Origin of the sequence: Deinococcus frigens DSM 12807, assembly GCF_000701425.1 — a bacterium.
Classification (GTDB): Bacteria; Deinococcota; Deinococci; order Deinococcales; family Deinococcaceae; genus Deinococcus; species Deinococcus frigens.
The window spans coordinates 23,838-36,827 of the sequence record NZ_JNIW01000025.1; the positions used below are offsets into that span (position 1 = coordinate 23,838).

The following is a 12,990-nucleotide window of genomic DNA, read 5'->3' on the forward strand; positions in this document are numbered from 1 at the left end:
ATAGCGATAATGATCCCCGGTAGGGGACGCCAGCCGCCCTGCGCCCCTGACCTCCTCGCCGGAGTCGGGGGCTTTTTTTATCAGCCGATACCGCGCCAGCCCACACAGGAGATTCCATGACCACCGAAACCCAAACGCTCGCATCGACACAGAAACTTCCCCGGACCCTGACCCGTGATCTGGCCCAGCACGACGGCCAGACCGTGCGCCTTCAGGGCTTCGTCCACGCCCGGCGCGACTTAGGCGGCGTGCAGTTCGTGGTGCTGCGCGACGTGTCGGGCATCACGCAGTGCGTGGGCAGCGGCCTGACTCTCCCTTTGCCCGAAAGCAGTATCGAGGTGATTGGCAAGGTCAAGGCCCACCCCAAAGCGCCCGGCGGTTACGAGGTGCAGGTCGAGGATTTCCGCGTGATCAGCGCCGCCGTGGAAGCCCCGCCGCTGGAAATTCCCAAGATGGAATGGAACGTCAACCCCGAAACCATGCTGGATTACCGCTACGTGTCGCTGCGCGGGCTGCGCGAGCGGGCGGCCCTGAAGGTGCAGGGCGAGATCGTCTACGCCTTTCATACCTACCTGCGCGAACACGGCTTCACCGAGATCAGCACGCCCAAGATCGTTTCGGCGGGGGCGGAGGGCGGCGCGAACCTGTTCAAGTTGGATTACTTCGGCGAGCAGGCGTACCTGGCCCAGAGTCCGCAGCTTTACAAGCAGATCATGGTGGGCGTCTTCGAGCGCGTCTACGAGGTGGCCGCCGTCTACCGCGCCGAGGAACACGCCACCAGCCGCCACCTCAACGAGTACCTGTCGCTGGACGTGGAAATGGGCTTCATCGAGAGCGAGGAAGACGTGATGACCCTCCAGAACAACTTGCTGGCGTCGGTCATGGAGCGGCTGCGTGAGACCAGCGCCGCCGAGTTCACGCTGCTGGGTGCGACGATTCCCGACGTTCCGGCGCACATTCCGCGCATTCCGTTGATGGACGCCCGCGCACTCGTCACCGAGAAGTACGGGCACGCGGTGGGCGGCAAGGATCTTGATCCGGAGGCCGAACGCCTGCTCAGCCAGCACTTCACGGAAACCGAGGGCAGCGACTTCGTGTTCGTGACCAAGTATCCCCGCGCCGCTCGGCCCTTTTACACCCACGCGGACCACAACGCCGACGGCAGCCTCAACCCGGACCTCACGCGCGGCTATGACCTGCTGTTCCGGGGCATCGAGATCACCTCCGGCGGGCAGCGCATCCACGATTACGCCATGCTGATGGACTCAATCCGCACCTACAAGATGAACCCCGACGCCATGACCGGCTACTCCGAGGTCTTCAAGTACGGCATGCCCCCGCACGGCGGCTTTGCCATCGGGGCCGAGCGCCTGACCGCCAAGCTGCTGGGCATTGCCAACGTGCGCTACGCCCGCGCCTTCCCCCGGGACCGGCACCGGCTGACGCCCTGAGTAACCGTCCTGACCCCTCCACCCTTACGGGAGAGGGGCGTTGCGAGGCAACGAGGTGAGGAAACCACCGGGCAGGCCATCTCTTGCCAGACCTCCCGCCAAAAAAAGCGGGGCAGAGGTGGGCCGGAACTGGTGAGCCTCTGCCCCGCCCTCTGGCCCTGTTCAGGCCTTAAGCGTCGTGGTCCATCATCTCCGGCGTGTGGGCGTGGCCGTGCTCCAGTTCCTCGGCGGTGGCGTCGCGCACGCCCACCACGGTCACGTCGAAGTCGAGGACCTCGCCCGCCAGCGGGGGGTTGAAGTCCACCTTTACGGTGTCGCCGCTGACGTCCATCACGGTAAAGGGAATCACGCTGCCGTCCTCGGCCTGGGCGTAGTAGGTCTCGCCGATCTCGATATCGTCCTCGAAGTCCTCGCGGGCCAGCTCCTCGGTGTTGTCCTCATCGCGCTCGCCGTAGCCGTCCTCGGGCTGCACGGTCACCTGCATGGTGTCGCCCGCAACCCTGCCCTCCAGCGCCTTTTCCAGCCCCGGAATGATGTTGCTGTGGCCGTGCAGGTAGGTCAGCGGCTCGCCGGGTTCGCTCTGATGTACGATCTCGCCTTTCACAGTCAGCTTGTAATCCAGATCGACAACTTTGTCCTGTGCAATGTTCATATGGCCCTCCGTTGCTCGCCCGGCGGCAGATGCCACCACGTCGGGACGAGTTTTCTCGCCTGAGGAGTGTAACGCTTTGGGGTGAGCGGCGTGGCCTCTTGCCTTGCGCCCTCGCTTCACGGCTGGCTGGCCCTCTATGCTGGCCCGCATGTCTGCCCCCATTTCTGCGAGCCAACCCTTCCCGATGCACGTCAGCGTGGCCGAGGCCCACGAGATGCTGGCCGCACTGCTGCCCGACCTAGAAACCGAGACCGTGTCCGTCTCCCAGGCGCTGGGCCGCACCCTGGCCGCCGATCTGAGTGCCCTGGTCAGCCACCCCAGCGCCACCGAGAGCGCCCTGGACGGCATCGCCGCGCGTGAGGCCGACACGCTGACGGCCAGCGCCGAGGCTCCAGTCCGGTTGAAGATCGTGGGGGAGAGCCGCGCCGGAATGCCCTTTGATGGCCGCGTGGGCGTGGGCGAGTGCGTGCGAATCTACACGGGTGCGCCGCTGCCAGAGGGCGCAGACGCGATCTGCCCGGTGGAACAGTTGGCAGACGAGGAGAGCGCAGACGACGGCCCCGCACACGTTCATCTGCTACGCCCCGCCAGTCCCGCCGACGTGCGCCCCGAGGGCGGCGACTTCCGCGCGGGTGAAACGGTGATGCGCGCTGGCCTGCGCCTGAGTGCCCCCCGCGTGGCGCTGGCCGTCTCGCTGGGCCACGCCCGCCTGCCGGTGCGCCGCAAATTGCGCGTGGCGCTGCTGTCCACCGGCGACGAGGTGATTGAGCCGGGCCTGCCACTACAAGCGGGGCAGGTCTACGACAGCAACCGCGTGGGCCTGTCGGCCATGCTGAATGAGAGCGGCTGCGAGGTCATCGAGCTGGGCCACGCCCCGGACAGTCCGGCGTCCTTACAGGCGGTCATCGCGGGGGCGGGCGGCGCGGACGTGCTGCTCAGCAGCGGCGGCGTCAGCATGGGCAAATACGACTTCATGCGCGACCTGCTGATCGAGCGCGGCAGGGTCGCCTTCTGGAAGGTGCGGATGCGGCCCGGCGGCCCGGCCATTCTGGGCGGCTGGAACGGTCTGCCGGTCTTCGGCCTGCCAGGGAATCCGGTCAGCAGCCTGGTGGTCTTTCACGTCATCGTGCGCCCCGCCCTGACCGGGCAGCCGGTCCAGAGCCTGAAACTGCGCGCCGCCACACCCTTCCGTGGCCTGAAGGACAAGACCGCCTTCTGGCGCGGCGTGATTAAAGACGGAGAGGTGGGGGACTACGGCCCCCAGGGCAGCGGCATCCTGCGCTCGCTGAGCGACGCCGACGCGCTGGTCATCGTGCCGGAGGGAGGCGCAGTGCAGGTCGGGGACGTGGTGGACGTGGTACTGTTGTAGGGGCCGCATCTCAGCTCTGCTGGTACTCAAACACCCGCTCCAGCGGCTGCCCCAGCACCAGCGCGATCTTGAACGCCAGTTCCAGCGACGGCGAATATTTGCTGCCCTCGATGGAATTGATGGTCTGACGGGTCACACCTGCTGCCGTGGCAAGGGCCTGTTGTGTCATTTCCCCGGCCTCGAAGCGCAGGCGGCGGATGTGGTTGACCACCTGACCCTCCGGTGTGGACACGCTCAGAAGCCGCGCCTGTAGCCAATGGCCTGAACGCTGAAGCGCACTACTTCAGCCGTCACAAAAGCCATGAAGCCCAGCAGCAGCAGCGAGGTGGGCGAGAACATCACAGCAGTAGACAGTCCCAGAGAAGCATTGCCGGACAGCATAAAGGGCAGCAGCGTGTAGAAGCCCACACCTGCCAGCACGATCAGGCTCAGGTACGCGGCGCGGGTGGCGCGGGCGTCAATGGCCCAGTCACGCTCATCGGCCCTTTCCTGGGAGGCGCGTTGTCCGGTCAACCAGAAAGCCGCCAGTCCTAGCCCGATCAGCAGCACCTGCAAGATCACCACGGGCAGCAGCATCAGGTGCAGGGTGACGATGCCGCCCACCGTCGTCTCCGGCCCCAGCACGGCCAGCCAGCGCCACGCAAAGACGAAGAACGGCACGTACAGCACCAGCGTGGTCGACAGGCTGATCCACGCCACCTTCTCGCGGAAGGAGCGCGGCATAGCGTCTTCCTGGCTTGTATTCATCATGTTCGTAGTGTACGCTTTACCAGACATAGTGTCAAATTTACCAGACACAGCAACTGTGAAAAAGGCAGCCCGAAAGCCGCCCAATCCAGAAAGCTCAGTCTGCCGCCTGCACGCCTCCTTCCGCCGGATACACTTCCAGCACGCCTGCCGCACCCATGCCACCGCCGATGCACATGGTCACCAGCGCCTTGCCGCCGCCGCGCCGTCCCAGTTCGTAGATGGCGGTGGTTGCCAGCTTCGCACCGCTGCATCCCAGCGGGTGGCCCAGCGCAATCGCGCCGCCGTTGACGTTGGTGATCTCCTCGTTCAGGCCCAGCGTGCGAATGACCGCGAGGCTCTGGGCGGCGAACGCCTCGTTTAGCTCGATCAGGTCGATGTTGGCCAGGGTCAGGCCCACCTGCGCCAGCACCTTGGGAATGGCCTTGACCGGGCCGATGCCCATCAGTTCGGGGTCCACGCCCGCCACCGCGAAGCCCAGGAATTTGGCGAGGGGCTTCAACCCCAGTTCCTGCGCCTTGTCGCCGCTCATCATCAGCACGGCGGCAGCTCCATCAGAAAAGGGGCTACTGTTGGCCGCGCTGACGCTGCCGGTGGTCTTGAAGGCGGGGCGCACCTTCGCCATGTCTTCCAGATTGGCGTCGCGGCGGATCAGTTCATCCTTTTCAAACTGGATGGTTTCGGACTTGATCTTCGTGCCTTTCACGGTGTCTTTCTCCACCGGCACGGCCACGATCTCGGCGTCGAAGCGTCCGGCGTCCTGGGCGGCGGCGGCGCGCCGGTGGCTGCGGAACGCGAAGGCATCCTGATCGGCGCGGCTGATGCCGTACTTGTCGGCCACGTTCTCGGCGGTCATGCCCATGCCGATGTACGAGCCGGGGCGGCTGTCCACCAGATCGGGGTTGGGGCTGGGGTTGTGGCCGCTCATGGGCAACATGCTCATGCTTTCCACGCCTCCGGCCAGCATCACCTCGGCCTGTCCGGTCTGGATGGCTGCCGCCGCCATCGCAATGGTCTGCAATCCGCTGGAGCAGAAGCGGTTGACGGTCACGCCGCCCACGCTGTCGGGCATTCCGGCGCGCAGCGCGGCGAGGCGGGCCACGTTGAGGCCCTGCTCGGCTTCGGGAATGGCGCAGCCCAGGTACACGTCTTCCACCAGGGCGGCGTCAATTCCGGCGCGGCGCACGGCCTCGTTCATGACCAGTGCGGCCAGATCGTCGGGGCGGGTGTTGGCGAGGGTGCCTTTGATGCCGCGTCCCACGGGGGTCCGAACGGCGGATACGATTACGGCGTCTTTTAGATTCATGATTTACTCCTTGAACGGGTTAGAGGCTAGAGGTTGTTCTCTTTCCAATGCCAATGCTGCGATTTTTGAAAACAGATTGTTTTGATAAGCGTATGCCAGATCTTCCAGGCAAGTATCAGCTAAGTCCGCAACTGCTTGAGAAAAAATGCCTAAATCAGTAAGCTGAATTGTCTCACTGCGCTCAGTTACTAAATCAGTATCGCCAATATTGTAAGAAGGCTTATAGAGTTGAGTGCCTTCCACGCCAACTAAAATGCCAGCGTCACTGTAAGCCATTCCCAGATGTAAAAATTTGCCCACTTGATTTGGTTCTTGCTCATAAGTGAAAAACAGGTTCCAGCTAAAAAGTGAACTGTCAGAGCTTGTCAGTTCAATATAGGAGGAAGCATAGATTGCACCTTCCTCAAAGGAACCTGTCCAAGATGATGCACCTTTGACATCAACTAGTCCTCTCGCCTGAATCTGTTCAGATTGCGCTAAAGGACTAAGTTGGAATTTCTGCCAGAGCGAATCCAACGCCCGCGACACACGAAGTTCTTCAGGAGTCATGCCCTCACCCCCGGCAGAACCCTCGCTATAAATGCCTCCAACTCCCCGTCATATTTCTGCGGGTTGATGTTCCAGCAGCGGATGTGTTTGGCCCCCTCCACGCGGTGGTATTCCACCAGATCGGGGCGGGCGGCGGCCAGAGCGTCGGACTGACGGATGGGAATGGTGGCGTCGCGGGTGCCGTGCCACAGCAGCATGGGCAGGTTGAAGCTGGGGGCGGCGGCCAGTTGGTCCACCACATCAAAATCCTGCCCGCTGCGCCGCGTGACCAGATACTGCACAAAGTTGCCGATGTGCCGCGCCATGAAGCCGGGAATGCCGTAGCGCTGCCCGTTGCTGCGAATGGTGTCGCGCCAGTCCAGGGCCGGGCAGTCCAGCGCCACGCCCGTCACCGGAATCGGATATGGCTGATGCCGGGAGCGCAGCACGCACAGGGCGACGTTGCCGCCCATCGAAAAGCCGTAAAGCATGGCCCGCCCATACCCGGCAGCTTTCGCCCAGTCCAGCGCGGCGATCACGTCGGCGGCCTCGCCGTCGCCCAAGCTGAGGTAGCCCTTGCCCACACGCGGCGCACCGTGCGCGTTGCGGAAGGTGACGAACAGAGACGCCACCCCCGAACGCCGCAGCGCGGGCAGCATCCTGAGCGCCTGCGCCCGCTGCCCGCCGTGCCCATGAATGACGATGGCGATGGCGTCCTTCTCGCCCGACGCGGAGGGGATGTGCCACGCGGGCATGTCCCCTACTTCCGTATGAACAGACGTGACCTCGTAGTCGATGCCCAGTTGCTGCGGCGTGCCGTTGTAGACGAAGGTGGAGACCCACGCCAGCGAGCCGTTCGACAGCACCCCGCGTTCTTCCAGAATCTCGCGCCTAACGAGTGTTCCCGCCTGTCTGGGCGGCCCCAGGGTGGCGTGGCCCTGGTTGGGCAGCAGCGGCACGATGCCCACCACGCCTTTTGACAGCGTTTCCGATGACGCGGGCAGATACACTGAATTGCCCCGCCGCCCCACCGGAACGAACTCGCCCTTGACCCGCCGCGTCTTGGAACGCAGGGTGATTTCCGCGCCCAGGAACGCCCCGCCCAGGACGGCCAGGGCATAGGAAAAGGAAGCCCAGCCCAGTGCGCGGCGGCGGTTGATCTGACGGATTCGGGTGAGGATGTACACGGACTATTCTCCTACGGAGTGGCGAGTGGGAATCTTTGCTCCCTCCCTCCTTGCGGGGGAGGGTTGGGGAGGGGGGGCCACGGGGCAGGCCGTGAATGAAACAAGATGCCCTACCTAAATCTCTAGCCGCGCTGGGAAGGCGTTTGCGTTTCCCCCCTCCCAGCCTCCCCCACAAGGGGGGAGGAGCTAAAAGACCTAGTTCCGCAGAGGCTTCCCGGTCTTCAGCATGTGATCAATCCGCTGCTGCGTGCCCTTCTTCCCCAGGAGGGTCAGGAAGGCTTCGCGTTCCAGATCCAGCAGGTGCTGCTCGCTGACCTTCGCCGTGCGGTTGTTGCCCGTGCCGCCGCTCAGCACCCGGCCCAGTTCGTGGCTGACCACCAGATCGTAGTCGGTGATGAAGCCGCCCTGGTGCATGCCGTACAGCGCACTCTTCAGCGCGGCGATGGCGGCGTCGCCCATCACGGGGATGTCCTGGCGGGGGATGGGCTGTACGTAGCCGGGGGCCAGCGCCAGCACCTGCCGCTTGGCTTCCTGAATGATGTGGTTACTGTTCATGGCGATGGTGTCGGTGTCGCGCAGGAAGCCCAGGTTACGGGCTTCCAGGGCGCTGGTGGAGGTCTTGGCCGTGCCGATCAACTCAAAGGCGCGCTGCACGGCGGGCAACATGGTTGCGCCGATCTGCTGGCTGGGGTGCAACTGATCGGTGAAGCGCAGCAGCATTTCCTTGATGCCGCCGCCGCCGGGGATCAGACCCACACCCACTTCCACCAGGCCCATGTACAGCTCGGCACTGGCGACGACATGATCGGCGTGCAGCGTGAACTCCGCGCCGCCGCCCAGCGTCAGGCCGAAGGGCGCGGCCACCGTGGGGTGCGGGGAGAAGCGCAGGGAAGTCGTGACCTGCTGGAACTGCTTGATGGAATCATCCAGCTCGTCCCACTCGTCCGCCTGCGCCTGGGACAGCACCAGCGGCAGATTGGCCCCAGCGCTGAAATTCTCGCCCTGGTTGCCCAGCACCAGCCCGGCGTAGCCCAGCTCCTGCACCAGTTTGTGGCCGTCCTGCACGGCGCGGAGCTGGTCTTCGCCCAGGGCGTTCATCTTGACGTGCCATTCCACCAGCAACACGCCGTCGCCCAGATCGACAACGCTGGCCCCGCCGCGCTTCTTGACCACCCTGGAAACGTCTTTTCTCAGATCGGTCAGGATGAAATAAGGCGCTTCGTACTTCGTCGGCTGACCTTCGGGCGTGACCGTTTCCTCGCCCTCATAGAACTTCTCGCGCCCGCTGTCCTTCATAGACTGGAGCAGGGGCGGCAGGGTGCGCCCTTCCTGCTCCAGATTGCCAATGACAGTTTGCACGCCCAGCGTATCCATCGTTTCAAACGGCCCCTGCTCCCAGCCGAAGCCCCACTTCAGCGCGTTGTCAATGTCCTGGAGGCGGTTGCTTACGTTCCCGGCCATCTTGGCGGCGTACCAGAACCCGTCATTCATCACGCCGCGCAGGAACTCGCCCTCCTTGCCCTCGGCGGTGTAGAGGGTCTTCACGCGCTCGGCCAGCGGCTTGCCCTTCACGGCTTCGACGGCGTCTACCTTGACGCGGCCCTGATCTTCGTACTCCATCGAATCGAGGTTGAGGATCAGGATCTTGGTCTTGCCCTTCTCGTCCTTGGTCTTCTTATAGAAGCCGCTGCCGGTCTTGTCGCCCAGCCACTTCTTGTCCTCCACCAGCGTGCGGAAGCTGTCAGTCAGGCTGAAATCCTCGTCGTCCGGCGTGACCTTGCCAATGTCGTTGGCGACGTGGTAGATGATGTCCAAACCCGACAGATCGGCGGTGCGGAAGGTGGCGGAGCTGGCGCGGCCCAGCACCGGCCCGGTCAGTTGATCCACCTGCGCGGGGGTCAGCCCAGCTTCCTCCATATGCTTCATGGCGCGGATGATGCCGTAGACGCCAATCCGGTTGGCGACGAAGCCCGGCACGTCGTTGGCGATGACCACACCCTTGCCCAGCGTGGTTTCGGCGAACTCGCTGAAGGTCCGCACCACTTCGGGATCGGTCTTGGGGGTGGGAATCACTTCCAGCAGGTGCAGGTAGCGCGGCGGGTTGAACCAGTGCGCGCCCACGAACCGGCGCTGAAAGTCCTCGCCCCGGCCCTCGATTTGCAGGTGCATGGGGATGCCCGACGAGTTGCTGGAGATGATGGCGGTCTTCTTCGCTACCCCTTCCACGCGCTCCCACAGGCTGCGCTTGGCGTCCAGCTTCTCGATGATGGCTTCCAGCACCCAGTCGGCGTCCTTGAGTTTCGCCAGATCGTCTTCTAGGTTGCCGGGGGTGATCAGTGCCGCGCGGGACTTATCCATGAACGCGGCTGGGCGGGCCTTGAGCGCCCGCTGAATGCCCTGTTTCGCCAGGAAATTACGGTCCGGGTTGTCCGGCAGCACGATGTCGAGGAGCATCACGGGAATACCCGCGTTGGCGAGTTGCGCGGCGATGGCAGCGCCCATCACACCCGCGCCGATCACGGCAGCCTTCTGAATACGGGGGGGCTGAATCTTCATGGAACCTCCTAGAGAGACGGCGAATAGGACCGGATGAATAAATTTAGACTCGGTTCAAATTTTAATGCAGGGGCAGGGTCATTGTCCACCGCAGAGGGTGAGGCAAATCTTCACCTGGATTCAGCCTCTGCGGTGTCAGAGCTGATCGCCACGCTACTGCCACGCATCACCAGCCACGCCCGCACCTGCGTTTCGAGGTCTGCGAACGAGTCAAAACCTAGTGCCCTCGCCGCCCCATCCGCCTCCCCAACCTCCGCGAAAGCCAGCGCCAGTTTCACCGAGGCCTGTTTCCCTTTCGTCTCTGCCAGAAATTCGACGAGGCCCAGTCCTTGCGCATAGACGTACTTCCAGCGGCTTTCAGGAACGGCGTTGAAGTCGGTCAGGTCAGACAGTGGCATCCAGTCTCCCTTCGCGTACCCGGCCACGCGCTCCCGGCGGCTTTCAGCGGCTCCTGGTGTCCAGTATGCCCGCGCCACAAAGTCGGCCAGCCCCTCGTGCAGCCACCAGGGAATGCGTTTGTCTCGCCTCTGGCCCGCCGCCCCCGACACGCTCAGGTGCGTGAATTCGTGGGACAGCACGCGCAGCAATTCCTGATCAGGATTCGCGCTGCCCGGCAGCACCAGCTTGATTGACTCGCCTGGCTCGTTCCAGCCGCCGACGGGTTGCATAGACAGGGCAACGCTGGCACTCAGAACCGTCATGTTGGGGTACACCTTGATGGTGGCGGCATTCGGCACCTTCAAACCCAGGGTGTCGCGCACCCGCTCGGCGGCCCGCGAGAGCAGCGGCGCGATGGCGGCAGCCCGCAGGGGCAGGCCCGACACGTCCAGTGCCAGCAACGAGTATTCCCCGGCAGGCAAGGTGCGGAGGGCCTCACCGCCATAACGCCAGACTGCGCCTGCCTTGAACAGCGTGACAGGCAGCGACACCCGCGACACCTGCTCCGGCTGACGCTCCCAGCTCAGGTTCAGATTGGCGCGGGCCTGATCACCTTCCACCGCCACCTCCGAGAATCGAAAGACGGCGCTGGGCTGCGGCACCCGGTCCAGATCGGCAGCGAAGTTGGGGCCTTCCACCGCGAAGGTTCCCTCTGAGTGCAGGAGTTTCTGATAGGCGGCAGCGTCCCCGCTGCGTGCGGCGGCTTGCAGCGCCCCGGCCAATTCCTCGGGCGTGGTCTGGGCAAAGGCCGCACAGGCCAGCGAGGTCAGCAGGGCGGCGATCAGCAGCGGGCGCATACGCATACGCTCAGGGTAGCGGGGGCAGGAAGGGGGCGGGCGTGCCAGCGGTTACGAAGGGCACGCGTGACCCGGGTTCAGATCAACTGCTTGACGAAGAACACCGTCACCAGCCCCGCCAACGCCAGCAGCGCGGCCACGCTCAGACGGCGGTCTTTATTCCAGGTGGCCACCGCCACCCACAGGGCCGCCAGCACTGGCACTGCGCCGATCCAGGCCACGCCCACGGCGGCCAGGTCCGGGAACAACACGGCCAGCCCTAGCAGCGCCACGCCCACCCAGAATCCGGCGGGATACAGCCAGGACGGCAGCCCGGAGACCTCTGTGGGACTGTCGGTCACGCGCCCCCCCAGTATTTCCACAGCAGTTGCCCGGACGTAAAGATCAGCAGCAGGCTGAAGACCAGTTTTAATCGGTCGGCGGGAATGCGGCTTTGCAGGCCAGCCCCGGCCCGCGCGCCGATCAGCACGCCCAGGGCCACCCCGGCGGCCAGGCGCAGGTCCAGCAGCCCTCCGGCCTGGTACACCAGCGCGTTGCCCACGGCGGTCAGGCCCATGATGAAGGTGCTGGTGGCAATGGCCTCGCGGATCGGGACGCCGGCCATCAGGTTCAGCACCGGCACCTGCACCGTGCCGCCGCCGATACCCAGCAGGCCGCTCATGACGCCAGCGAAGGTCATGGCGGGCGGGACAAGTCGGCTGGGTTCGCGCTCGGCCTCCACCCGCTTGAGGCCGCGCAGCAGGTTATACGCGGAGTACAGCAGCAAGACGGCGAACACCGTCGCCACGGCCCGCGCGGGCAGCACCAGCCCCAGGAAACTGCCCACCGCGCCGCCCAGGATGGTGTACGGCGAGAGCAGGTAGCCGGTGCGGGCGCGCACCAGGCCGCGTTGCAGGTATGCGGCGGCCCCGCTGAGGCCCACCGCCAGCACCCCGATCTGGCTGATCGCCACCGCCTGTCCAATGGTGATCTCCTGGCCGAAGCGCGGCAGCACGAATTCCAGGGCGGGCACCACCACCACGCCGCCGCCCAGGCCCAGGATCGCGCCCAGCACCCCGGCCAGCAGCCCCACGGCGATCACGGCCAGCGTCAGGGCAGAAATCACGACTGTCTCACGGCCCAGAGGCTAACACGGCAGGCGGGTCTGGAGGCTGCCTGGCCAGGACCCCTCGTTGGCGTGCCGTAATATTTGGTGGCCGGGCTGACCTGTGGTGGTCGGTCTGATCTGTGCTGCCCGGGCTGATCAGGGTCTTGTCTGATCAGGGGCCGGTCTGCCCCTCTGCTTCACCTCCCCGTCCACTACCATGTCCCATGCCCCCCGAACCCCTTCCCGTCGCGGGCGTGCTCCTCGCCGCTGGCCGCAGCACGCGCATGGGCCGTCCCAAGCAGTTGGCCGTGCTGAACGGGCAGCCGCTGTGCCTGTACGCGGCACAGGCGCTGGCCAGGGTGTATTCCCCTCTTCTGGTCATGCTTCCCCCCGGCAAGGTGGGCCAGGGCATCCGCGCGGCGCTGGCTGACCTGCCGTTCGCTTTTGTGGTCAACCCGCAGCCGGAACTGGGGCTGGCCTCCTCCTTCCGGGTGGCCGCCGCGCATCTGCCCTCCGGTCTGGGCGGGGCGGCCTTTGCGCTGGCGGACATGCCGCTGGTGACGGCGGAGCTGTATGGCGCGCTGCTCTCCGCTTTTCGGGAGACGAACGCTCCTGTCGTGATGGCCGCTTATGGTGAGGGAAGTGGGGCCGTGCGCGCCCCGCCGCATCTTCTGCGCGCGGACCTGTTGCCCGAATTGCTGACTTTGCCCGATGCCGATCACGGCCCCCGGCAGGTCATCGCGGCACACCGTCGGGCGTCGGTAACGCTGAATTTTCCTGCCGCCCTGCTGCTGGATGTGGACACGCCCGAAGGGCTGCCACAGGCGGAGGCGGCGCTGAAGGAAAGGGGCTGAACGGTTGCCTCGCCTGCG

The 12,990-nt window shown here is 65.0% G+C and carries 13 protein-coding genes; 3 read left to right on the forward strand and 10 right to left on the reverse strand.

The genetic code is table 11. The features are described from left to right. Positions 1-116 precede the first annotated feature (116 nt). On the forward strand, positions 117-1,451 hold the full coding sequence (aspS, locus tag Q322_RS0110345) for an aspartate--tRNA(Asn) ligase (RefSeq protein ID WP_029477842.1): 1,335 nt from the start codon (positions 117-119) through the stop codon (positions 1,449-1,451). 169 nt (positions 1,452-1,620) lie between these two features. Here the strand turns inward: aspS and Q322_RS0110350 are convergent, their stop codons facing one another. Then, a complete protein-coding gene (locus tag Q322_RS0110350; protein WP_029477843.1) occupies positions 1,621-2,103 on the reverse strand; it encodes an FKBP-type peptidyl-prolyl cis-trans isomerase in 483 nt (160 codons plus the stop codon). A 148-nt stretch (positions 2,104-2,251) separates the two neighbouring features. On the opposite strand from Q322_RS0110350, the gene Q322_RS0110355 reads away from it, so the two are divergent. Next, a complete protein-coding gene (locus Q322_RS0110355; protein ID WP_029477844.1) occupies positions 2,252-3,472 on the forward strand; it encodes a molybdopterin molybdotransferase MoeA in 1,221 nt (406 codons plus the stop codon). A 10-nt stretch (positions 3,473-3,482) separates the two neighbouring features. Here Q322_RS0110355 and Q322_RS0110360 read toward each other — a convergent pair whose 3' ends face one another. The 9 genes from Q322_RS0110360 to Q322_RS0110395 all read right to left on the reverse strand — a co-directional run bounded on the left by Q322_RS0110360 (position 3,483) and on the right by Q322_RS0110395 (position 12,136). Then, positions 3,483-3,704 (reverse strand): helix-turn-helix transcriptional regulator, encoded by a 222-nt coding sequence (locus Q322_RS0110360; RefSeq protein ID WP_029477845.1) that lies wholly within the window; start codon positions 3,702-3,704, stop codon positions 3,483-3,485. Between the two features lie 2 nt (positions 3,705-3,706). After that, positions 3,707-4,222 carry a hypothetical protein gene (locus Q322_RS0110365; protein WP_156952994.1) on the reverse strand — a complete coding sequence of 172 codons (516 nt, stop codon included), beginning with the start codon at positions 4,220-4,222 and terminating at the stop codon, positions 3,707-3,709. Between the two features lie 94 nt (positions 4,223-4,316). After that, a complete protein-coding gene (locus tag Q322_RS0110370) occupies positions 4,317-5,525 on the reverse strand; it encodes a thiolase family protein (RefSeq protein WP_029477847.1) in 1,209 nt (402 codons plus the stop codon). Between the two features lie 3 nt (positions 5,526-5,528). Beyond that, positions 5,529-6,074, reverse strand: a complete 546-nt coding sequence (locus Q322_RS23330) for a hypothetical protein (protein ID WP_156952995.1) — start codon at positions 6,072-6,074, stop codon at positions 5,529-5,531. Further along, on the reverse strand, positions 6,071-7,240 hold the full coding sequence (locus Q322_RS0110375) for an alpha/beta hydrolase family protein (RefSeq protein WP_051668428.1): 1,170 nt from the start codon (positions 7,238-7,240) through the stop codon (positions 6,071-6,073). Before Q322_RS0110375 ends, Q322_RS23330 begins: the two co-directional genes overlap by 4 nt. 195 nt (positions 7,241-7,435) lie before the next feature. After that, the gene (locus Q322_RS0110380) at positions 7,436-9,796 is read right to left on the reverse strand and encodes a 3-hydroxyacyl-CoA dehydrogenase/enoyl-CoA hydratase family protein (RefSeq protein ID WP_029477849.1); all 2,361 of its coding nucleotides are present in this window, start codon (positions 9,794-9,796) and stop codon (positions 7,436-7,438) included. A 110-nt stretch (positions 9,797-9,906) separates the two neighbouring features. After that, positions 9,907-11,037, reverse strand: a complete 1,131-nt coding sequence (locus tag Q322_RS0110385) for a hypothetical protein (protein ID WP_156952996.1) — start codon at positions 11,035-11,037, stop codon at positions 9,907-9,909. A 71-nt stretch (positions 11,038-11,108) separates the two neighbouring features. Next, the gene (locus Q322_RS0110390) at positions 11,109-11,372 is read right to left on the reverse strand and encodes a hypothetical protein (protein WP_029477851.1); all 264 of its coding nucleotides are present in this window, start codon (positions 11,370-11,372) and stop codon (positions 11,109-11,111) included. Further along, positions 11,369-12,136 carry a sulfite exporter TauE/SafE family protein gene (locus Q322_RS0110395; RefSeq protein WP_029477852.1) on the reverse strand — a complete coding sequence of 256 codons (768 nt, stop codon included), beginning with the start codon at positions 12,134-12,136 and terminating at the stop codon, positions 11,369-11,371. Before Q322_RS0110395 ends, Q322_RS0110390 begins: the two co-directional genes overlap by 4 nt. Positions 12,137-12,342: 206 nt before the next feature. Here Q322_RS0110395 and Q322_RS0110400 point away from each other — a divergent pair, with 206 nt between their 5' ends. Continuing rightward, positions 12,343-12,972 (forward strand): nucleotidyltransferase family protein, encoded by a 630-nt coding sequence (locus Q322_RS0110400; protein WP_034418258.1) that lies wholly within the window; start codon positions 12,343-12,345, stop codon positions 12,970-12,972. Positions 12,973-12,990: the final 18 nt, after the last annotated feature.